Below are 21,546 nucleotides of genomic sequence, written 5' to 3' on the forward strand. Positions count from 1 at the left end.
GGTCACCCGGCCGCTTCGGCGCCCTGCGGCCCCTTGTCGTCGAGGACGCCGTTCCTGGGCCGCTTCGTGCGGGCTGTCTTGGGGCGGGCAGCGGGCGGGTCGGCGGGGATGTCGGGTTCGTCCGATGGCTCCTCTGGCTCGTCGCGCCGCAGCACGATCTCGTCCAGCAGGGCCTCGTTGATCAGTTCCTTCCCGGAGTCCATCGCCTCCAGGGCTCCGTCTTCGAGCAGGCGACCCAGCAGTCCGACGACGCCGTCGGTGCGGCGCATGAGGTACTCGGGCATGCCGTGACCGGTGAGCATGCCCGGTTTGGCCTTCAGCAGCCGCAGGTGGCCCTCGATCCCTTGCAGGTGGTTGACGAAGACGTTGATCTGCCGCGGGGTGCCGTAGCGGAAGCGGTCGAGCTCGATGAACTCGAAACGGTGCTCGGTCTGGGTGATCTCCAGGCCGTGGATGCGGGTCGATTCCAGCGGCGTCATCTCCCACCGCCTGGTCTTCTTGTCCCATTCCGCCTCGCGCAGCAGGCCGGTGCCGGGGATGTTGACGCCGGCCAGGATCAGGGTCACCCCCAGGCTCATGAAGGCCCGGATCAGGTCCAGGACGTCCTGGTCGTCGGCCCGGTGCATCCGCAGTCGGCTGATGTCATCAAGGAGCATGGCCTTGACTCTGTGGTCCTCGAGCGAGTCGGCGACTTGACGGACCAGCTGCGGCAGGGTCGCTGAGCTGCGGATCTCCGCGCGGAAGAAGTTCAAGATCGCCTGGCATAGGCTTTTGGGGGTCGCGGTCACCGGGGTCGGGATATAGACGACCGGCGCGTGGAGGTCACGGGTTCCCGGCAGCGTCCCGGGGCCGAGGGCGCCGTGCAGGTCAAGCCAGCTGTCCTCGAAGACCGCCCCGGCCGAGCAGACGGAGGCGGTCTTTCCGTAGCCGCCCCAGCCGCTGACCATGACACCGGGGAAGGTCGGGTCGTCCTGCTTCATGGTGTTGCCCCGGAGCCGTCGCCGGATCAGCCTGCCGACCTTGTCGTGCATGGGTGTCTGCTGCAGCGGGAGGTTCACGTTCGTCAGCTGCCGGTAGAGGTCGTAGTCACCGCGGCGGGCCTCGGGGACCGTCCGCCACTGGTTCACGGTGATCGCCGCTGCGGGCAGCACCTGGCCTCGGTGGAGGCGGTAGTGCTGCCAGCCTGCGAAGGTGTCGCGGTGCGGCCGGTTGCCAAGGATTAGCTCGGCGATCCGGGCCCTGGAGGGCAGGCCGGCCAGCACGTCGTCGAGGTCGGGGGTGCGCGTCATGTGTCCTCCGGGACTGTCGGGTCGGTGTCCGGGTCTTCGCTGGCAGGGATCAGGAACATGGGGCGCTGGCGCAAGGCCTCGTCCAGCGTCGGTGGCGCGACGGGCTCGGTCCCGGCCAGGGCCTCTTCGCGCCGGCGTCGGCGGTCCGCGTCGACAGCCCGGTCGATGGCGTGGGCGTGCTTGGACCAGGCCACTGGCATCTCGGCCGGCACCGGGCCGGTCGGCTCCGGAACGGGGGTCGGAGCGACCGACGGAGCCGGAGCGGGGGGACGGTCCGCGGTGGCGGTCTCGGCGCGGGTGATCTCGCGGGCGCGGGCGACGCGGTCACGTTTCCCGTCCTGCTTCTTCGCCTGGCTGGGCCACTGGTCGACCGGGGTGACCGATCCGAGGATCTTCAGCAGGTGTTCCAGCAGTTCGCGCTCCGACCTGATCGTGATCTTGTTCGTCCTCAGATGTTCCAGCAGGGCATCGACGGACTTGTCGGAGAAGGCGGGGACCTCCCCTTCGGGTGGAAGGCCCTTCCAGGGCAGGACGTGCCATTCCTCGTGGTCGTCGGGGTCTTGGAAGAACACCTGCCGCCGGTCCCTTCGGTCACTGCGGACCACCCACTTGCCCGCGTGCTTGCCGCCGCGGGCGGAGGGCTGCAGGAACTGCGGCTTGTCCAGGACCGGGTGGTGATACCAGAGCCCGAGGATCTTCACTCCGCGTCGGGCGTGGATCTTCACGTGGTGCTTGCGCAGGGCCCGGTAGTAGAAGCTCGGCTCGGGAAAGTCCAGGTCGAAGCCGCCTTGCTCCATCGCTGCGGCGAACAGGGTGTTGGGGCTGTGGTCCTCGCCAGGAGCCCAGCTTGGGGCGTATTCGCCCAGTTTGTGGTTCTGCCAGATCTGGACGATCCAGGTGGCGATGATGTGTTCGGCCTGTGCGAGCGTGAGCGTGGCGTCGCGCTCCGGGTCGGCGCCGCGGTCGGCGACATCGACGCCGGTGAAGCCCAGCAGGTGCTCGAAGAGCATGGTCTGGATGGTGAGGAACTGGCGCTCGACCGCGAACTTGTCGGTCTGGCGCAGAACGCGGGCCGGCAGGATCCGGCAGCCCATCTCCCGCTCGGCCTCCACGAGGTCGTGGTTCTTGTAGGGGCCGCCGTGATCGGCGGTGACCGTCTCCGGCGCGAAGAACGGCAGCGCGGCGACCCGGTGCCCTGTGAACTCCGCGATCACGTCCGCCGGGACGCCGGTGTAGGGCCACTCCATGTCCTCGCCCCAGCCGTCCCTCATCGGCAGCGGCAGCATCACATCCCGCAGCAGCATCGCGATGTCGACCGAGGTGTCCGATTTCAACGTCAGCCGGAAGGCCGGCAGTCCGCGTGTGTAGAGGTCGAGCGCGAGGGTGAGGGTGGCTTTGACCGCGTCGCCGAACACCGTCTCGCGCAGCATCACCGGCATCGGTGTCGAATCCAGCACCAGGACCTGGCCCGGCCGGTGGACCACCAGGCCCTTGGAGACCCCGGCCTCCGCAGCGGCCTGGGCTGTGCGCGCGTAGCGCGGGCGGGCGCCCCCGGGTCCGAACCACTCCTCCCAGACCTCCGCGAACGTCCAGCGGGAAGGGACCTTCTCGATCGGGAACAAGGGGAACCGCTCATGGATGTACTGGTGCACCAGCCGGTGCCTGGCCGCCATGGTGATGCGGGCGCGATCCTCGCACTCCGCCTTGACCGCGAAGATCGCCTCGCGGACCTCTGGGGTGACGCTCCGGTGCCCACTGCGACGCCGAGTCCACCGCCCATCAGCGCAGGCCAGCAGCAGACTGTCGCCCGCCAGCCCCGACACCCGCTCCAGGCTGCGGAAACTCAAGTGCTGCAACCCCAGGCGCACAGCCTCGGGCCGGGGCATCGCCTTCACCTCCGCCACTTTCGCCCGGCGACGCTCGGTCAACGTCGTCCGATCCGGGTCGTAGGCCGGCCGGGGCTCGCCCGGCAGGGCCCGGGAAGGATGCCCCTCCCGGAATCCCGTCTCGACCTCCAGCACGTGCGCGGCCCGCAGCCGGGCCCGCACCAACTGGTCCGGAGTCAGGTCGGCCAGGGACCGCGACTGCCGGGACACCGGTGGCCGCCGGCTCTCCTGCGGTGCCGGCCGTAGCAGTCGCAGACCGGGGTGGTTGACGAGCCAGCGGAACGACCGCGTCTCGGCGCGGCCCGCGTCGTCGGCCAGCACGACCCGCCCGAACTGGGCCTGGACCTCCTGGATCGTCCACTCCGCGCCGTCGAAGGCAACCCGCCTTCCCGCCGCGACCTGCAGGAACCCACTCGCCGCCTTCATCACACCGCCCAGACCATCGAGCCGTCGACCAGGGGACTACCCAGGTCGACACCGAGCTCTCGCTGCCAGAGAAGCCGGACGATGCTGGCCCGGGCCACCGCGGGCAGGCTCGTCCTCCCCGCCAACTCGGCGAAGGTCACCGCGCTCCCGCCCAGGTCAGCGACCGCAGCAAGGAGTTGGTCCCTCATACCGAGCAGATCCCTCGCCAGCCGTCGGCGAGACGAGAGGTGATCGAGGACGCTCCACACATGCGGGCGCCAGCCCGCCACGACTGAGTACCGCCATCCACAGGCAGCGGCCGTCTCCCGGGCCGCCGCGAACTTCACCGCGTCGTTCTCCTTGACCAGATCCATCGGGCGGACGTCCAGCAGCCACATCCCGCCGTCGATCAGGGCCAGATAGTCCGGGATATGCCAGGCCCAGCCACCGGCGTACTCGAAGTCCAACCGGAACGGCTGTGACAGCACCTCCGTTGCGCGCAGGAAGTCCAACGCGACCAGCAGCTTCAACTCCTCCAGTGACTCGAAGCCGTGCCCGCGGCCGGTCGACGCCATCACCTCGAGCCCCGGCCGATGGCGCTGTCTCGCCCGCCAGGTGAAGCCGCGCATCGGCCGCGACGACAGGACAGGCACATGTCCCATGTCCCGAACCGGCCAGCTGACCTTGCCGTCTCCTACCTGCCAGGTCGAACTCCACCGAGCCGGCCAGTCGCCGCCGAGCCGGAGCCGTTCCCTCAGCTCCATATCGCCGTCGTACGAGACGGCCAAGTGATCCAAGCCACTCGAATCCGACGGGATCTTCGCCCTCGCTGCTGCCTCATTCACCTACCCACGACAGCACGGCCCCCCAGGCGCACGAGGCGGATCTTCGGAACTTTTCGTAGCTGAGCGTTACCGGGCCAAGGCCCGCCAACTATCGCCCACATCCGCCAACTAAAAATCTCGGTCGCACCAGCCAGCCGCACGCTCGTGCACAGAAAAATCCTCGGAAGTTATCCACAGGTCCCCTCTCGCAGGATTAGGAAGCGCCTCCCGAAGGCGGGGCGAATACCGATCGCCATTTCCCGCGCCGGGATCTGGACTACGCGAGCGAGGAGGAATTGATGGCGGGACTCAGGAAAATGCTGAACCTTCCCGAGCGTGCGCCCAAACCCGACAAGGCTCCGTCCGAGGAACCGGGGGCACCGCACGAACGCGGTCGGTCCGGTGGGGCGATGTGGGAGGAGGAGGCCGAGTCCGGGGCCCGGTCCGCGGCCCGCGGAGCCGGGCGGCTGCTGATCTGGGCGGTGATCGGCCTGTTGGCCCTGTCCGGCCTGCGGACCTGGATCTTCCCGGCCAAGAGCGCCCACGCGCCCGCGCCCGCCCCCTCGTCCTCCAGCGCCGACCAGGTTCCCACCGCCGAGGCGCAGCAGGTCGCGGCGCAATTCGCCCGCTCCTACATGTCCTGGGACAGCTCCGACCCGCAGATGCGGGCCAGCGAGTTGGCTGCTGATCTGCCGCAGGGCGCGGACCCGAAGATGGGGTGGAACGGCAGTGGCTACGAGAGCGCCGCGCAGACGATTCCGGGTGCGGTCACCCAGCTCGGCGGCGGCCGGGCCCGGGTCAGCGTCGATGTGCGCGTCTCGGTGACCGCCACCGTGGGCGGGAAGCAGATCGTCACCAACGGCTGGCGGGGCCTGCAGGTCCCGGTCGCCGAGGCCCGCGGGCGGGTGATCGTCACCGGGCAGCCCGCACTGGTGGGGCTGCCCGGGCCTATCGCCTACACCGTCCCCGCCCCGCCGGATCCCGACAACGCGCTGACGGGGGCCACGACCCAGACCGTGCAGCAGTTCCTGACCGCGTGGGCGGCCGGGAACCAGGGCCAGGCCGCGGCCCCGGGCGCGGTGATCCTGCCGCTGGGCGGGTCGATCTCGCTGTCCTCGCTGGACGGCTGGACGGTCGACGCCGGGACCGGCTCCAAGCGCTACGGCACCGCCACCGTCACCTGGAACCTGGCCGGCGCCCAACTGCAGCAGACGTACCGGGTCGTGCTGCTGCAGGTCGTCGCCGGCGGCGCTACCGCCTGGCAGGTCGACGGCGTCACCGCGGCCGGATAACTCCCTTCCCCCTTCTCCTCTTCTACCGCCCCGCTGGCCGCCGTGTCGCGGCCGGGGCGCCGTTTGCTCCACCTGCAGAAGGAGTCATCTCGTCATGGCCGGAAACAGCTTGGTCTCCTGGGCGCTGACGATCGTCGGCAGCCTGTTCGGCCTCGTTCTGGGAGTCCGTGCCTTCGGGCACTGGGCCAAGAAGGAATGGGGCGCCCTGATCACCCACTTCGTCGGCGCCGCGGTCGTCGCTTTCATGATCTTCTCGCCCGACCAGGCGGTCACGATCCTGAAGCTGATCGGCGCGAAGCTCGCCAGCGTCTTCACCGGCTGAGCGGGGGCCAGCCGATGCGAAGCGCACGCACCTACTCCCGCCACTGGGACATCGAGACCCGCCAGCACGAACTCCTGGGCCTGGACCTGGGCGAGGGCATTCCCCGCACCACCCTGAAGTACGGCTCCGTCATCTGCGCCGTCTGGTGGGGCCTGTGGCTGCTGGTCCTCGGGTTCCCACCCCAGCCGGTCGTCCCGCTCTTCCTCCTGCCACCGGTGGGCCTGACCTACTTCGGCGCGAAGAGGTCGCTGACCTACTGGCGCCGCACCAACCTCCTGATCTGGGGGGTGCGGCTGAACTACTTGCAGTCCGGTTTGCGGCCGGTCATCGGCCGCGGCCGCGTCCCCGCCCCGAAGGCCGGCCTGCGCTTGCGCGCCCGCCGGCTGGGCGAAGCCGTCCCCCAGCTCGCGCAACTACCTGGCCTGGAAGCCCTGTTCGGCGCAGATGGCCGGCCCGACCCGGCCGACAGTTACGGCCGCCCCGCCCGGCTGCGCCCGCGGGTGCGGCTGTACGGCCCCGACGCTGTCGCCCGCGCCCGCGCGAAGACCAGCCGCCGCTCCACACCGAAAGCCGACCCGCGATGACCAACCCCACCTGCCCGCGGCAGACGTCCCTGCCGCTGCCGCTGCGCACCCACGTCCGTCTGTCGGACCCGCACACCCGAGCCGCCCTGGACCTGACCACCGGGACCGTCCTGCTGGGCCTGGCCCAGGACGACACCCCAGTCGTGCTGCCCGACGACACCACCAACCTGATGGTCTGCGCCGGGTCGGGGGCCGGCACCAGCAGCACCCTGCAGACCCTGGCCGCCCAGGCCGCCGGCCTGGGTGCGCTCGTCGACATTCTGGACCCCCACCCCGCCACCGGCGCCCACCACTGGGGTCTGGGCCTGGGGCAAGTCGCCGTCCACCACCGCGTCCAGGACATCCACACCCGCCTGCTGGACCTCGCCCACCACCTCGACCGACCCGCCCCCGCGCACACCGGCGGCTGGACGGGGCGGCAGGTCGTCCTGGTGGAGAACGTCGCCACCTTGGTGCAGTCCCTGCGCCAGTACTGGTCCCACACCCGCCCCGAGACGCAACTGACCGAGGCTCCCGCCGTCACCGCCCTGGGCCAGCTCCTGGAAGGCGGACCCGGCCGGGGGGTCCAGGTCTGGGCTGGCAACCCCACCGCCGAGCTGCCCGGACTGCCCGGCGAGGTGCGCCGCCTGTTCCCGGCCCGCCTGATCGGGGGCGCCGGCCACGCGCTGTGGCACCGCGCAGCCCCCGAGGTCTGGGCGATCCCCGCCTACTCCTCCACCCCCGGCCGCCTGCACCTGGCCGCCGACCGGACCCTGACCACCCTGCAGGCCCTGTACCTGGACCACGCCGAGGCCCGGGCGATGGCCCGCGGCACCGCGACGCAAGGAGAGACCCGATGAACACCCTGAGGCGCCTGCTGCGCACCCGGTCACTCCTGCGACCCGCCACACCCCGCACCCCCGCGCCCGCCCACCCCCGCCCGGGGGTCCCGGACCGCGTCCTGCTCGCGGACCTGCCCATCCCCCTCACCCCCAGCACCGACCCGCTGATCGGCCTGGCCGCCGGCAACCAGCCGGTCCACCTGACCCCCGCCCACGGACACACCCTGGTGGTCATGCCCTCGGGGTACGGCGCCAGCAGCCTGCTGCAGAACGTCGCCGCGCAACTGGCCGCCACCGGTGTGCGCGTCGACATCCTCGACTTCCAGAACGAGCAGGGCTGGGCCCACGGCGTGGACGGCATCACCCACTGGAGCGAGCCGCTGGTGATCCACGCCTTCCTGCAGGACCTCGCCGAACAGGTCCGCAAGCAGCCCACCGCCCCGGCCCCCGCCGCGCGCACCCGGGTGCTGATCGTGGAGACCGCCGTCGCCCACGACCTCCCGCGCTTCCGGCGCGGACCCGGCTACGCGGCCGCGCCGCTGGACGCGCTCGTCGCGATCCTCGCCCACGGCCGCCCCCACGGCCTGCACGTGATCATGTCCGCCTACGGCGTCCCGCAGCCCCTGCGCGCCCCGGCCCGCCACCTGCTCACCACCCGCATCCTCGCCAACCCCGACATGGGGACCTGGGCGGCGCTGGCCGCACCCGGCGAGCGGCGGCCCACCGACAACAGCGACCACGTCGGCCGCGCGCGCCTGCTGGGCCCCAACGCGGCGCGCACCGAACTGCAACTGCTCTACCTGACCGGCCAGCAGGCCCTGGACCTGGCCACCGGGAACCACCCGACCACCACCCGGCCGAAGGGGCCCACCGCATGAGCGCCACCAGCAAGACCGCCAAGAAGTCCGTCTCGCGGGTCGGGCGCATGCTCGGCCTGGGCGCCGAGCGGATGATGCGCGAACCCCAACTGGTCGCCGTGGCCGACGGCCTGGTGGTCACCGACACCGCCGCCGAGGCGTTCTTCGTCCTGTCGTCCACCAACAGCGACCTCATGCCCGAGGAGCAGCAGGACTCCGAGCAGGACGCCGCCGCCCTCGCGCTGTCCAAGATCCTGCCCGGCTACGACTGCCACCTGAAGGTCATCTGGTCGCGCCTGGATGGAGAAACGTTTCGCCAGGAGGCGTTGAAGATCTTCAACGCCGGCGACGTCGAGGTGTTCGCCGACATGTGGGCGGCCCGCCTGGACCAGCTGGAACTGCCGCAGCGCCACATCCTGCTCGGCGTGCGGATCGCGGAGCGGGACTCGGCCGGCGGGGCCGCGGTCAAGAAGAAGGCCGCTGACACCCTCGGCATCGGCTCCACCGGCCTGGCCGACGGCGAACTCGCCCACCTGGACGCCCTGGTTCGCCGCCTGGAGCGGCGCCTGGAGTCCACGCCGTGGCGCGCCCGCGTCGCCCCGGTCGAACTGCTGGCCTGGGCCATCTCGCGCGAGTCCTACCGCCCCCAGCCCGCCCCGCCGCGCCTGCCCGCGGTCACCGGCGCCGCCCTGGTGCGCCTGACGCAGTCCAAGGCGATCCCGCAGCCGGACCACGTGCGCATGGTCGACGCCCGCGGCAACACCTGCGCATGGGTGTCCGTCCTGGTCATGCCCGCCTTCCCCGAGGAACTGGTCACCCCCGGAGACCAGGAGTGGCTGCGCTGCCTGTCCGAGATCAGCTACACCAACCCCCACACCGACTTCGAGCAACTGGTCCTGCCCGAGGCCTCCATCCGCTTCTCGGTCTGGCGCAAGGGCCGCGCCATCAAGGAAGTCGACAAGATCCGCCAGGCCGCCAAGGAGCAGCGGCGCTCCGCCGCCGAGGGCTCCGCCGGCGAGACGTTCGCCGAGATCGAGGAGACCGAGGTCGTTATGGAGGGCGTGCGCCAGCGCATGTCCCGCGACGGCATGACGCTGATGGAGGACCACCCGCGGCTGCTGGTGGTGTCCACCGAGAGCCTGGAGGACCTGCGGGCGCGCTGCGAGGCGGTCATCGGCCACTACTCCGGCGTCGACATCGAGGTGGTGGTCGCCGACGCCGAGCAGCGCGAACTGTGGCTGGAGGCGCAGATCGGCGACATGCTGCGGGTCCTGGACCTGGGCCACAAGCGCGGCACCGACGCCCTGGCCGCCAGCATGTTCTGGGGCGGCTCGGAGGCCGGCGACACCCAGGGGCCGATCGCGGGACTGCTGACCGGCACCACCCCCGGGGTGTGCCGGATCGACATCACCGCCGGTTCAGCGAGGGGCGATGCGACGACCACCGCGTTCGTGGGCCGCTCGGGGCGCGGCAAGACGACCTCGATGATGCTCGCCACGCTGACCGCCGCCATGAAGGGCGCGTTCGCGCTCATGCTCGGATTCAAGGGCGACGAGGGCGGCCTGATCAAGGCCGGCGAGTACCTGAAACTGCCCTCCCACCACGTCACCTGCGGCCTGGAGACCCCGGCGGTCTGCGACCTGTTCCGGCTCCTGCCCAAGGGCGACGCCGCCCTGCAGGTCGTCTCCCAGCTCCTGATCATCCTGCCGGAGCGGATGCGCGACGCCGGGGTGGAGACCCACCTGCTGAAGGTCTGCAACTGGGTCGCCGCCGGCGAGGACCCCGCGACCTGGCGCGTCGTGGAGATGCTCGCCCAGAGCCCGGACCCGCTGGCCGCCGACGCCGGACAGGCACTGACGGAACTGGCCCGCACCCAGCTCGGCGCACCGCTGCTCGGCGTCCCGCGCGAGGGCGCCTCCCCGCTGCGCCCCGAGCCGGGCCTGTGGCTCGTGCAGGTCCCGGGCCTGACGATGCCCCAGGCCGGCACGGCCCCACGGGACATGACGATGACCGAGCGCGTCTCCCTGGCGGTGATGCGCGGGCTGATCGCCTACGCCTTGAACACCTCCGCCCGCGCCGACCTGCGCAACCTGCCCAAGGTGGTGTCGATCCCCGAGGTCCACGTCCTGACCGGGACGGACGACGGGCGCCGCTTCCTGGACTACATCGCGCGCACCGGTAGGGCGTTGGACACCTCGCTGGCCATCGACACCCAGGACCCCAAGTCGCTGATGGGCCTGGACGGCGTGATGGAGGCCATCACCACGGTCTGCGGCTTCGAGCAGAGCACCGCCGTCCAGCAGGACGCGATGGCCGAACTGCTGCGCCTGCCGGTCGGCGAGGCCAGCCGGGCCCTGATCCACGGGGTCGGCAAGACCGGGTCCGGCGAGATCCGGCACGGCCACTGCATCGTGCGCGACCACCGCGACCGCGTCGCGACCATGCAGTGGGACGCCCCCTCCGAGGAACTCCTGCACGCGCTGTCGACCAACCCCAAGGACCAGGCAGCCGACCACCAAGCCGCCCAGAACCCGGACCCCGACGCCGCACGCCAGCACCCGGACGTCGAGGACACCGGAGCAGCCCCGGCGGACCCGTCCTCTGTCCACAGGCCCGCGGACCAAGCATCGGAGGACCGGTGACCACCCGCCGCCGGCCCCGCACCGCCCGGACCCGAAGGAGGACCGGCATGTCCCCGCGCCACCGCCGCCTCGTCGCGGCCGCCGTCCTGGCGGCCGCGGCCCTGGCCGGCTGCTCCGCCAGCCACACCGCCCGCACCGCCGACCACAAGGTCGGCGGTGCGGGCGCCACCGCCGGCGCCTACCTTCACGCCTGGCTGGACCTGCCCGCCGACGTCCGCACCATGTGCGAGCTGCAGACCCCGGCCATGCGCCCCGACTACTCGACCGACGGCGGCTCCCTGGCCGGCTGCGTCGCCGACTACACCGCCGACTTCACCGGCCAGGACACCCACCGCCCCGCGCTGACGCTGACGGTCACCGACGAGCAGCCCGTGCCGGCGACCGCCACCGAGCCCGCCGGGACCGGCGTCCTGGCGACGGGCCAGCGCACCGCGGAGCAGCCCTTCCGCTACGCCCTGCGCCTGGTACAGGCCGGCGGGAGCTGGCTGGTCGCGCAGGTCGCCGAGGTGGATCCGGACCGGTACGGCCACACCGGCGACCCCGTCGCCGCCGTCCTGGAGGCATCATGAACGCCCTGACCCGCCTGCGGGCCGCTCTCGCACGCCTGCCGCGCCCCGGTGACGTGGCCATCCGCGGATACGTCGCGGTCACCATGTGGAGTCCGCGCCCGCGCCGGCTCCTGCTCGCCTTGTTCCTGCTGCTGGTGGCGGCCGCCGTCCTGGCACCGGCCGCGCACGCCGACGGCGGCACTGCCCAGTACGAGCCGGCCGGCATCGGGGACCTGATGCCCAACCCGATCAAGCCCCCGGGCCAGGGCACCCTGTTCGAGTCGTACAGCCCGGACGCCTACGCGCTGGACGACGACCTGTCGTCCTCCATCTGGAGCGGGGACTTCGCCAACTGGACGCTGTACGAGGTCAGCACCGGCCTGATGATGGTCGTCGTCACCCTGGGGCGGGCCGCGGTCGTGCTGACGCAGTGGACGTTCAAGGTCGTCTCGCTGCCGCCGATCGAGACCGCGATCTCCAACGCCATCGCCGGGGCCGCCGGCCCGATGCTGACGACGTTCCTGCCCACCGCGGTCGCCATCGGCGGGTTCGTCGCCTGGTCCAAGCGCGGCAACGGCTCCCCGCTGGGCCAGATCGCCTGGGTCCTGGCCTCGGCTGCGATCGCCACCACGTTCCTGACCGCCCCCACCACCTGGGTCAAGGGCGTCGACAACGGCCGCCAGCTCGGCGCCACCGTCGCGATGGACACCATCGGCTCGGGCTTGTCGGGCAACACCGCCGCGGCCGTCCCGTTCAAGACCCCCGAGCCTGCGTGGTCCAGCAACGACACCGACAACACCCTGCGCAAGGCCTCCGACGCGGTCTGGCGCACCTACGTCGCCGTGCCGTGGTGCATCGCGGACCTCGGCTCCCTCAACGCGTGCCAGAAGTGGGGCAAAGACCTGCTGGACAAGGGCACCGACATGGACAGCCGCAAGGACTTCCTGTCCTCGACGCTGAACTCCGACACCGTCGGCGGCGACGCCGTGAAATGGCGTCAGGGCAAGGACCCCGGAGGCCGGCTGGCCGTCCTGTTCGCCGCCCTGGTCACCGTGGCGATCTTCTGCGCCCTGATGATCGGCCTGGCGTTCGCCACCCTCGCCTCCCTGATCGGCGCACTGATGCTCCTGGTGTGCGGGGTCGCATTCGCGACCCTGTGGTGCATCCCCGGCAAGCCCCGGCAGTGGGGCGTCCAATGGTTTGAGATGCTCATCGGCCTGGTCATGGTGTCCTTCACCTCCACCATGCTGCTCGGCTCCGTCATGGTCGTCTCGGTCGCGATGATGTCGCTGATGTCCACCTACGGGTGGCTCGCGGTCGCCGCCCTCAACATCACCGCCGCGATCATGGCCTGGAAGGTCAAGGGCCGCCTGGACGGGATCGTGTCGGCCGGCGGCGCGCAGATGGCCGGCCGCGGAGCCCTCGGCTCGGTGGGACGCGCCGTGCGGGCCTCGCGCCTGCGCCGAGCCGTCGCCTCCCGCGTCGGCCGCCGCCCCATGGGCGACATGGACCGGCACCCGCCGGCCGCGCCGTCCGGCGGCTCCACCGGACCGGGGCGGCGCAGCAGCACCAGCCGGACCTTCCCCAGCCCGCCCAGCCGCCCGGACACCGGCGACGCTCCCACCGTCACCCTCACCCGCACCGACCGGTCCGATCCGGCCCACGCACCGGGCGGTCACCTGCCGCCCTCCCGCCCGGGCCTGGGATCGGGACCCAGTAGCGGACCGGGACCCACCGGCCCCACCGGCCCCGGACCCTCCGGCCCCAGCGGCCTGGGCCCCGGGTCCAGGCCCTCCGGCCCCGCCGCCCCACCCTCCTCCGGCTCCTCGGGGCGCACCACCCCCGGCGGCGGCCGCCGCGCCGGCGGCGCGTACACCGTCCGACCCGGCGCGCCCTCGCCCAGCGGACCGCCGCCCTCCACCGGTACCACCCCCACCGTGATCCGCGGCACCACCGTGCCCCCGGGCACCGCCAACCCCACCGGGGCCCGGTTCCGCAGCTACCCGCCGCCCTCCTCCGGCCGGACCGCGCCGCCCTCCTCCGGCCGGACCGCGCCGCGCCCCACCGCCGGCTGACCTGACGCACCGCACCGCCTGCACCCGCGCGGTCCGCCCACCAGGGCGGACCGCCCGGGGCGGCCCCGCCATGCCCGCACCTCGACCACAGGAGTCGACATGTCTACAACTGACGAGCCCGCCGGGGGCCCGCCCACCAGCCCCGAGGACTGGCGCGAACTGCTGCGCCGCCAGGACCCGCCCGAGGAGTTCGCCGAACTGCCCCGGCGCCAGCGCCGCCGGGCCCGCAAGTACTGGCGCACCGCGCGCCGCGACGAGCGCGCCCAACGGATCCGCCGCCAGCGCTCGCAGACCCCCACCGGACTCCACATCCCGCTGACCGCCCTGGTCCTGGCCGCCGCGATCGCCGCCTACACCTGGGCATCCCCGCACCACTCCCACCCCGCCCGCGCCGCCACCGCGCCCACCTCCACAGCGGCTCCCCTCACCGCGCCCACCGCCACCGCCGCCGCCACGGCCACCGCGTCCGCGACCCCCGCCACCGTGCTGACCGACCGGCAGGTCGCGTCCGCGTTCATGACCGCCTACTGCACCCGCCTGCCGCTGCAGGACGGCTCGCACAACGCCGCCGTGGCCCGCGCCGCCCCCTACGCCTCACCGGCCCTGGTCGCGAACCTCGACGCGTACGACGACGCGGACTTCGACGTACTGGTCTCCCGACAGGCCACCGCGGCGCGCCCGACCGCGGTGACCGTCACCGAACCCACCACCGCCCAGCGGCCCGCCCCCGACACCGCGGTGCGGGTCTACCTGCAGGCCACCGCAACGATCGCGGTCACCGGCACCCATGACTACACCTACCAGCGGTCACTGACCCTCGAGATCTCGCGCTCCGACACCGGCAACCCGTGGACGGTCACCCGGGTCCTCGGACTGGGGCTGTGAGGCCCCGGTGAACGAACAGGAGATCGCCAAGCAGGCAGCCGGCGCGGCCATCCAAGCCGCAGGCGTCGCCACCAAGGGCCTGCAACTGAAAGCCGGGGTGATCGCCGCGGTCGTGCTCCTGATCGCCCTGATCGTGATCGGCCTGATGGCCCCCGCACCGGACGCCTCCGGGGCAACCTGCGCCGACTCCGGCCCGGGCATCACCAGCACCGACCCCGGCACGGGCACCGGCACCCCCGGCACGGGCACCGTCAACCAGGAGCAGGTCGCCGTGGCCACCACCATCGACACCGTCGCGATCCAGGAGGGACTGCCCGGCCGCGCCACCCTGGTCGCCCTGATGACGGGCCTGCAGGAGAGCTCGCTGACCGACATCGACCACGGCGACGCGGACTCCCTCGGCGTGTTCCAGCAGCGCCCCTCCATGGGCTGGGGCTCCAAGACCGACATCCTGAACGTCAACTACGCGACCCAGTCCTTCTTCCAGGGCCGCGGCACCAACAAGGGCCTGGTCGAGATCGCGAACTGGACCACCCTGCCACTGGGCACCGCCGCCCAGGACGTCCAGCACTCGCAGTACCCGGACCTCTACGCGGGCCAGGAGGACCTGGCCCGCCAGATCGCCGCCCAGGCCGGCATCGACCTCGAGCGCCCCGGCACCACCGGCTCCACCTCCGGCACCGCAGCAACCTCTGGCACCGCCTCCCCGGACAGCAGCACCGCGCCGGTCACCACCGCCAACCCCTGCGCCGCCCCTGTCACTGCGCCCACCGGGACGCCGGGCCAGCAGTTCAGCGACGGGACCCAGACCTGGAACGTGAACAACCCGCGCTCGGCCGCCCAGGCCATCGCCTGGGTCCTGGCGCACTCCGGCGCCGGCTCCACCGGCGGCTGGTACGACAAGTGCCTCGCGTTCACCGCCAACGTCTACGGCTGGTCCTACTCGGGCGTGAACACAGCCCTGGACGAATGGAACGCCATCCCCGCGGCCATGCGGCACCCCGGCGACCGCAACCCGCCCCCCGGAGCGCTCTTGTTCTGGTCCACCGGCAACCCCGCCGGCCACATCGCGATCTACGTCGGCGGCGGCCGCACCGCCAGCACCGACATCCTGCGCGTCGGCTACGTGGACGTCGTCCCGGCCAGCGAGATCGAGACCAAATGGCATGCCACTTACCTGGGTTGGGCCGTCCCCGACTTCCCGCACGGCGGCTGATCCGCGACCTGTGGACGACGCGGCCGGCAGCGACCGCGCCGTCCACAAGTGCGCCCGTCGCCAGAACTTGTCCACAGGCCCTGCGCCTGATGCTCGTTGTGGCGCCCGAGCAGCGGGCGACACCCAACCCCTGACCGAAAGGCCGGCTCCACCATGGGCAACACCCGCACTCGACTGGTCCGCCTGGCCGCCACAGCCGTGGTCGCCGCGGCCACCGGCGTCCTGGCCGCACCGGCCGCGATGGCCGACACCCCCACCACCCCGGCCAGCGCGACGGCCGCCGCCTCGGCCGCCGCTCAGACCAGCGCGCCCGCGGCATCCCCATCCGCCGCGGACACCACTGCCCCGGCCCCCAGCGGGGACCCCACCGACCCGGGCACCGATCCGACGAGCGCGCCGACCAGCCAGCCGACCGACCCGGGCAGCGACCCGACCGGCTCACCCACCACGCCGCCGCCGACCTCCGGCCCGACCAGCGGACCCACCGGCTCGCCCACCGGTGACCCGACCGGCTCACCCACCAGCCAGCCGACCGACCCGGGCAGCGACCCCACCGGCTCACCCACCACGCCGCCGCCAACCTCCGGCCCGACCAGCGGACCCACCGGCTCGCCCACCGGTGACCCGACCGGCTCACCCACCAGCGGACCCACCGGCAACCCCACCGGGAGCCCGACCGGCAACCCCACGAGCGGGCCCACGGGCAGCCCGACCGGCGGGCCCACCGGATCGCCGACCAGCGGACCCACCGACCCGGGCACCGACCCCAGCGCCACAGCGACCGCGACGGGCAGCACCACCGTCGTAGCCACCGCCTCGGGGAGCACCACACCCACCGCCGGCAGCAGCAGCACCGCGGCCGCCACCCTCGCCCACACCGGCGCCGACGACACCACCCCGCTGCTCCTGGCCGGCGGACTGATGATGACCGCCGGCGCAGCCACCCTCGCCCTGGTCCGCCGCCGCCCCGGACGCCACGCCCCCAACTCCAAGGCCTGACCGTGCACATCCCCCGGGGCAGTGGGACCCGCTCCCGCTGCCCCCGGGGCCGCACCGCACCCTCCGCCCACGTCCGGTCACCCCCTCGAAAGGCGCCCCCGTCGTGATCACCACCCCCGCCGCCGACCACCTCACCCACCTCTTCGCGGACCGCACCCGACCGCTGCTCGGCGCGTACTGGCCCGCAGGGTTCCCCAGTGCCGCCGGCGGCGTCGAGGCCCTGCGCGCCTTCGCCGCCGAGGGCGCCGACATCCTCGAAGTCGGCGCCCCGCACACCCACCCCCACCTCGACGGCCCGGCCATCACGGAAGCCCACCGGCACGCCCTGGACCACGGCTACGAAGTCGGCGACACCCTGGACACCATCTGGCAGCTGACCGCCACCCCCGGCACCGCCGTCGTCCTGATGAGCTACTGGGAACCGGTCCGCCAGTACGGTGCGACCCGGTTCGCCTTCGACCTCGCCCACGCCGGAGCAGCGGCCGCGATGATCCCCGACCTGCCCGAGGAGTACGCCGACGTCTGGCACCTCGCCATGCGCACCGCAGGGCTCCACACCCCCCGCTTCGTGCCCTGGCACACCACCACCGGCGACTTCGCCGCCCTGACACAGGCCACCGGCTGGCTCTACGCAGCAGCCGCCCCCGACCCCACCGGCTACCAGGGCGACCTGGACCTGACCACCTTCGCCGGACACGCCGCCCGGATAAGGCGGGCCGCCCCCCGAACCCCGCTGGTCGCCGGAATCGGCGTCTCCACCCCCGCCCGCGCCCGCGCCCTGGCCCCGCTCGTGGACGGCATCGTGATCGGCTCCCCGCTGATCCGCGCCGCCCTCGAACAACCCGGCGCCCCCGGCATCAAGGAAGCCGCCCGAACCGTCGGACGGTTCACCGACGCGCTTACCGCAGCCAGCGGCCCCCGATGACCGATGATCAAGAGAACCCGCTGATTCGCACCACCCCAGGAGCCGCGCCATGACCAGGCCCGCCCACCTCGCCGCCGGCACCGCCGCCCTGCTCCTGCTCACCGGCTGCGCCGCCACCGCCACCCAGGCCCAGACCCGTCCCGACAGCGCACCACAGGCAGGCACCGCGGCGGCCGCGCTGGCCGAACTGCCCGTCAAGGGCCGCGCACCGAAGACCGGCTACAACCGGGTCGGCGACTTCGGGCCCGCCTGGAGCGACAACACCTCCGCGCCCGGCGGCCACGACGGGTGCGACACCCGAGACCAGGTCCTGCGCCGCGACCTGACGAACGTGCGTTTCAAGGGCACCCCGCACTGCACGGTGGCCTCCGGAACCCTGCACGACCCCTACACCGGTCACACCATCGCCTTCGTCCGCGGCCCCCAGAGCACCCGCGTCCAGGTGGACCACATCGCGGCCCTGATGGACGTCTGGCAGACCGGCGCCCAACAACTGACCCAGGACCAGCGCGAAGCGCTGGCCAACGACCCTCTCGAACTCCTGGCCGTCGACGGCCCCACCAACGAGGCCAAGGGCGACGGCGACGCCGCCACCTGGCTCCCGCCGGCCAAGAGCTTCCGCTGCACCTACGCGGCCAGGCAGATCGCGGTCAAGGCCAAGTACCGGCTCTGGGTCACCCCGGCCGAAAAGGACGCCCTCCGGCAGGTCCTCGCGACGTGCCCCGGACAGCCGCTTCCCACCGAGTCCAGCGCCGGCGTCGCCTTCGCCCGGTAGTACAGGAGACCGACCGTGTCAGAAAACCGCGCCGTCACCCGTCCCCGAATCCCGGGCACCCGCGCACCGGCCGCCGCGCGACCGGCCCCGCTCTCGCCGCCACCGCAGTGGCGACACGACCTGATCTTCCGCGAGCCGACCGCGCCCCCGGCCGAGCAGAGCGACACCGCCCACGACGAACCCGGACCCGCGAGAACCCCCTGACCGCCCAGCGCGCACCTCCGAGGCGTCGAAAGCGGCCCGGGGAAGCCGACCCGGCAGGCCACGACCGGACGCGGCACCTGCTCGCACCGCGCAGAACCGAAACACCTCCCGGCACACCGGCCGACAAGGAACAATGGGGTCATGCGACTGCGCCAGGCCAACGCCATCCTCGAGGCCGCCCAAGCCGTCGACCGTCTCGGCCTGGGTTTCGACCTCGACCCGTTCGACTTCGACGACCCCCGACTGGCCGTCCAGGCACACCAGGACGACTTCCTGACCGGGTCCGCCGAAATCGACGCGGAGTCCGCGGACTGCCGTCGCTACCGACTGGACCTCGTGCCCGGTCCCGCGAAGTTCAGCGTCACGGTGAGGCTGCGCAGGGAAGAGCCCACCGAGAGCACCCTGCTCGAGGCGGCCTTCCAGATCTGGCACCACGAAGGCGAAGACGACCACGACGGCTTCCCGACCGGCGGCTTCGGCGACCACGTCGCCCGACTGGTCGCCGAGTCGATCGGCAAAGACGGCAGGCGTTAGCCCGCTCCCGCCGGACCGGACGAACCGCAGAGTCCAGCGAGTCCACTCCCGGCGTGGCGCACCGGAATTGCCTGCACCCCGTGATCAGATGGCTGAAACGGCAGCTCCAGGGCGCCGCGCCGAGATCCAGACCGACCCCCAGCTCGCTGGATCCTGATCGGCAGAAAGCTGCGCACCCTGTCGGTACAACACGCAACCGCTCCCCGCCTTCTTCTTCGATCGCGTCTCGCACGGGGGTCTGCGGACGCGCGGAACGAGGCAAGCCCATGCCAACCGGCACATCCCCCACGCAGCGCGCAGCACGATTGACCAGGGCCGTGCGCACCCGGATGGCGTGTACCGGGGAGCACTACACCGGCGTCCTACAGGACCTGGCAGCGCACCCGGCACGCAGCCTTATCCCGGCGGCGGCCACCGTCGACCAGGCGCGCTTGGAGAGCGAATTCCTCCACCGGGGATCGGGCCTGAGCGCGGTGGCCCGTCACCCGATGGGCCTGGTGCGGCTGCACCCGCGGCCCCAGTCCCTCACCGCGGTGCTCGAACGCGAGCCAGCCGTTGTACGCCACTGGGCGGAGCGTCTCCTGCCCATCGACGCGGGCCCGAGGGAGGAGATCGCGGGCATCTGCGGCCTTCGCTACAGCCGTGGCGCCCACCACGTCCGGCTCTACCGTCAGGACACGGACGCCTCCATCGAGCTGACCGGATTTCCCGTCCGCTGGTGGGACCGGGCAGTCCAGGCGATCCTCGCCAACGCCCGCACCGCGGGGGCGTCGGCCTGCTTCACCACTCCCGGCGGCCTTTGGACACGGTCCGAGCGGTGCTTGTACGACTGCATCACCGATAGCCACCGCGACCTGCGCCTGGGCAGCCAACTGCTGCGCCGGATCCGCCTGACGGCCGGCGAGGGGGTGATCGCCGGGACGGACGTGTGGTCCAGTCCGGCCGGGCGCAGGCAGTCCCAGTGGGTCGTGGAGACCGTACGGGGACCCGAGCACGATCGCCTGTTCGCGCTCCTGATGGATCCCCAGCTCGAACTCGGACTGACCGAGCTGCGCCGGACCTGCGGATGCGGGCAGGGCGAGGCACGGGGCCCCGGCGGATGCACCGCGGAGCTCGGCACTGCGGACGACAGCCAGCAGGTCCTCGTCCGTGACCTCCGATGGAGCGACAGCGCCGCCGACCGGGCCCGCCGTACCGCATCCCTGACCAAGGGGAACCGGCAGGCTTTCAAATCCTGGGACCAGATCGAGGCTTCGCCGGCACGCTGACACACGCTGCCGATCCGCGGGCGGCACTCATCCGGCCGGTGCCCGTGCGCCTCGGCGTCTACACAATCGAGGGCCGGGCCGGACCCCCGGATGGGATCTGGCCCGGCCCTCACTTCGGGGCAGCGCTCAGCGGCGCGGACAGGCGGGCACCCGGGCGCCTCGGCTACCCGTCAAGGCCCCTGCTCCGAGGGCAGTTGCCTGGTGCCGGCGTACCTGCCAGCCAGGCAGCGGGTCCCGTCACCACCGTGTCCGCTGTCCGCTGTCCGCGGGGGACGGGACGGTTCGGGGCCGCGTCGAGTTGGCTCATCGGCCGCTCCGTGTGGCCGCGCCCGTGGCCTGGGGGACGACCTGAGGGCGCGGTGCGCGCCGGGCTACCGCCCGGCCGCGCCAGCCGTGCGAGGAGCCGATGCGCCCCGCATGCTCGCCAGAGCGGTCGGCACCGGCACGGCTGGGGACCGCCGCAGCCTCGCGCGGGGCGCGGGCCACGGGACCGGCCAGGTGCAGCAGCTCCTGGACCGTGTCGGGGACCTGGGGCTCCTGGGGCTGCGGTGCCGGGGCCTCCAGCCTGCGGACCCGTGCCAGTATCGCGACGACGGCGTCCTCGTCGACGAACGAGAGGTCGATGCCCGCGCTGGCGTGGACCTCCCCGGCGACGGTCGCGCTCTGCTCCCACAACGGTCGCCCCTCCAGGCGGTCGGGGGCCTGCGGCGCGGGCCCGGCCAGGGCCGCCACCAGGTGCCACAGAACCCAGATGCGGAAGTCGCGGGCCCGGTAGCGCAGGGTGGAGCTGTCCTCGTACTGCAGGAACTCCTCGGCCCTGGCCGAGCGCAGCCACGTTCCCAGGGCCCGGGCGGCGCGAGTTGCCGCGGCCTCCACCTGCGCGAGGGTTCGCTGGAGCGCTGTCAGGAAGGTGGCCACCCGCCGGGCGGGGCCCCATACGGTGAGCCTGCGCTCGTCCTGCTGCCCGAAGCGGATGCCCTCGGTGAGCTCGCGGTAGGGCGTCCAGTTCGGGTTGAGCTTGAACGGGGTGTGCCAGTCCAGCCCGTGGACCTGGGCGAGGGTGACGGCGGCGCTGTGGTGCGCGCCGGCGCGGACACGGCTCGCGACGGGGAAGGCGAGCTCGGCGTCCACCCGGCCGGGCTCGGTCTCCCGGGGACGGGTGTGGGTGAAGTAGACGGGCGGTGTGGTGGTCACG

The 21,546-nt window shown here is 72.6% G+C and carries 20 protein-coding genes; 16 read left to right on the forward strand and 4 right to left on the reverse strand.

The genetic code is table 11. From position 1 onward, the window contains the following. Window positions 1–2 precede the first annotated feature (2 nt). The 3 genes from ABH941_RS23690 to ABH941_RS23700 are packed head-to-tail and all read right to left on the reverse strand — an operon-like array spanning window position 3 to window position 4,344. A complete protein-coding gene (locus tag ABH941_RS23690) occupies window positions 3–1,289 on the reverse strand; it encodes an AAA family ATPase (RefSeq protein WP_370131456.1) in 1,287 nt (428 codons plus the stop codon). Then, window positions 1,286–3,601 carry a transposase gene (locus ABH941_RS23695; RefSeq protein ID WP_370131457.1) on the reverse strand — a complete coding sequence of 772 codons (2,316 nt, stop codon included), beginning with the start codon at window positions 3,599–3,601 and terminating at the stop codon, window positions 1,286–1,288. The genes ABH941_RS23690 and ABH941_RS23695 overlap by 4 nt, the downstream gene beginning before the upstream one ends. Then, window positions 3,601–4,344, reverse strand: a complete 744-nt coding sequence (locus ABH941_RS23700) for a TnsA-like heteromeric transposase endonuclease subunit (RefSeq protein ID WP_370131458.1) — start codon at window positions 4,342–4,344, stop codon at window positions 3,601–3,603. The genes ABH941_RS23695 and ABH941_RS23700 overlap by 1 nt, the downstream gene beginning before the upstream one ends. Window positions 4,345–4,703: 359 nt before the next feature. Here ABH941_RS23700 and ABH941_RS23705 point away from each other — a divergent pair, with 359 nt between their 5' ends. From ABH941_RS23705 to ABH941_RS23780, 16 genes are all read left to right on the forward strand, one after another. Then, a complete protein-coding gene (locus ABH941_RS23705; RefSeq protein ID WP_370131459.1) occupies window positions 4,704–5,696 on the forward strand; it encodes a conjugal transfer protein in 993 nt (330 codons plus the stop codon). A 94-nt stretch (window positions 5,697–5,790) separates the two neighbouring features. Further along, the gene (locus tag ABH941_RS23710; protein ID WP_370131460.1) at window positions 5,791–6,018 is read left to right on the forward strand and encodes a TcpD family membrane protein; all 228 of its coding nucleotides are present in this window, start codon (window positions 5,791–5,793) and stop codon (window positions 6,016–6,018) included. Between the two features lie 14 nt (window positions 6,019–6,032). Next, entirely contained in the window at window positions 6,033–6,602 is a 570-nt protein-coding gene (locus ABH941_RS23715) for a hypothetical protein (RefSeq protein ID WP_370131461.1), read from the forward strand. After that, on the forward strand, window positions 6,599–7,441 hold the full coding sequence (locus tag ABH941_RS23720) for a cell division protein FtsK (protein WP_370131462.1): 843 nt from the start codon (window positions 6,599–6,601) through the stop codon (window positions 7,439–7,441). The genes ABH941_RS23715 and ABH941_RS23720 overlap by 4 nt, the downstream gene beginning before the upstream one ends. Continuing rightward, window positions 7,438–8,301, forward strand: coding sequence for a hypothetical protein (locus tag ABH941_RS23725; RefSeq protein WP_370131463.1), 864 nt, complete (start codon window positions 7,438–7,440; stop codon window positions 8,299–8,301). The genes ABH941_RS23720 and ABH941_RS23725 overlap by 4 nt, the downstream gene beginning before the upstream one ends. Continuing rightward, window positions 8,298–10,922, forward strand: coding sequence for an ATP-binding protein (locus ABH941_RS23730; RefSeq protein WP_370131464.1), 2,625 nt, complete (start codon window positions 8,298–8,300; stop codon window positions 10,920–10,922). Before ABH941_RS23725 ends, ABH941_RS23730 begins: the two co-directional genes overlap by 4 nt. Window positions 10,923–10,969: 47 nt before the next feature. Further along, the gene (locus ABH941_RS23735; protein ID WP_370131465.1) at window positions 10,970–11,491 is read left to right on the forward strand and encodes a hypothetical protein; all 522 of its coding nucleotides are present in this window, start codon (window positions 10,970–10,972) and stop codon (window positions 11,489–11,491) included. Beyond that, complete coding sequence (locus ABH941_RS23740; RefSeq protein ID WP_370131466.1) at window positions 11,488–13,545, forward strand: hypothetical protein; 2,058 nt, start codon at window positions 11,488–11,490, stop codon at window positions 13,543–13,545. The genes ABH941_RS23735 and ABH941_RS23740 overlap by 4 nt, the downstream gene beginning before the upstream one ends. 99 nt (window positions 13,546–13,644) lie before the next feature. Then, a complete protein-coding gene (locus tag ABH941_RS23745) occupies window positions 13,645–14,430 on the forward strand; it encodes a hypothetical protein (protein WP_370131467.1) in 786 nt (261 codons plus the stop codon). Between the two features lie 7 nt (window positions 14,431–14,437). Beyond that, on the forward strand, window positions 14,438–15,646 hold the full coding sequence (locus tag ABH941_RS23750; protein WP_370131468.1) for a peptidase M23: 1,209 nt from the start codon (window positions 14,438–14,440) through the stop codon (window positions 15,644–15,646). A gap of 153 nt (window positions 15,647–15,799) precedes the next feature. Further along, window positions 15,800–16,645 (forward strand): LPXTG cell wall anchor domain-containing protein, encoded by an 846-nt coding sequence (locus ABH941_RS23755; protein WP_370131469.1) that lies wholly within the window; start codon window positions 15,800–15,802, stop codon window positions 16,643–16,645. Between the two features lie 103 nt (window positions 16,646–16,748). Next, window positions 16,749–17,570 (forward strand): tryptophan synthase subunit alpha, encoded by an 822-nt coding sequence (locus ABH941_RS23760; RefSeq protein ID WP_370131470.1) that lies wholly within the window; start codon window positions 16,749–16,751, stop codon window positions 17,568–17,570. A 49-nt stretch (window positions 17,571–17,619) separates the two neighbouring features. Beyond that, window positions 17,620–18,345 carry an HNH endonuclease family protein gene (locus tag ABH941_RS23765; protein ID WP_370131471.1) on the forward strand — a complete coding sequence of 242 codons (726 nt, stop codon included), beginning with the start codon at window positions 17,620–17,622 and terminating at the stop codon, window positions 18,343–18,345. A gap of 15 nt (window positions 18,346–18,360) precedes the next feature. Beyond that, window positions 18,361–18,549, forward strand: coding sequence for a hypothetical protein (locus tag ABH941_RS23770; RefSeq protein WP_370131472.1), 189 nt, complete (start codon window positions 18,361–18,363; stop codon window positions 18,547–18,549). A gap of 141 nt (window positions 18,550–18,690) precedes the next feature. Then, window positions 18,691–19,083 carry a hypothetical protein gene (locus tag ABH941_RS23775; protein WP_370131473.1) on the forward strand — a complete coding sequence of 131 codons (393 nt, stop codon included), beginning with the start codon at window positions 18,691–18,693 and terminating at the stop codon, window positions 19,081–19,083. A gap of 266 nt (window positions 19,084–19,349) precedes the next feature. Then, complete coding sequence (locus ABH941_RS23780) at window positions 19,350–20,351, forward strand: hypothetical protein (RefSeq protein ID WP_370131474.1); 1,002 nt, start codon at window positions 19,350–19,352, stop codon at window positions 20,349–20,351. A 303-nt stretch (window positions 20,352–20,654) separates the two neighbouring features. On the opposite strand, the gene ABH941_RS23785 is transcribed toward ABH941_RS23780, so the two are convergent. After that, window positions 20,655–21,545: a hypothetical protein gene (locus ABH941_RS23785; protein ID WP_370131475.1), complete on the reverse strand. Its 891-nt coding sequence runs from the start codon at window positions 21,543–21,545 to the stop codon at window positions 20,655–20,657. Window position 21,546: the final 1 nt, after the last annotated feature.

Origin of the sequence: Streptacidiphilus sp. EB103A, from assembly GCF_041261405.1 — a bacterium.
GTDB lineage: Bacteria > Actinomycetota > Actinomycetes > Streptomycetales > Streptomycetaceae > Streptacidiphilus.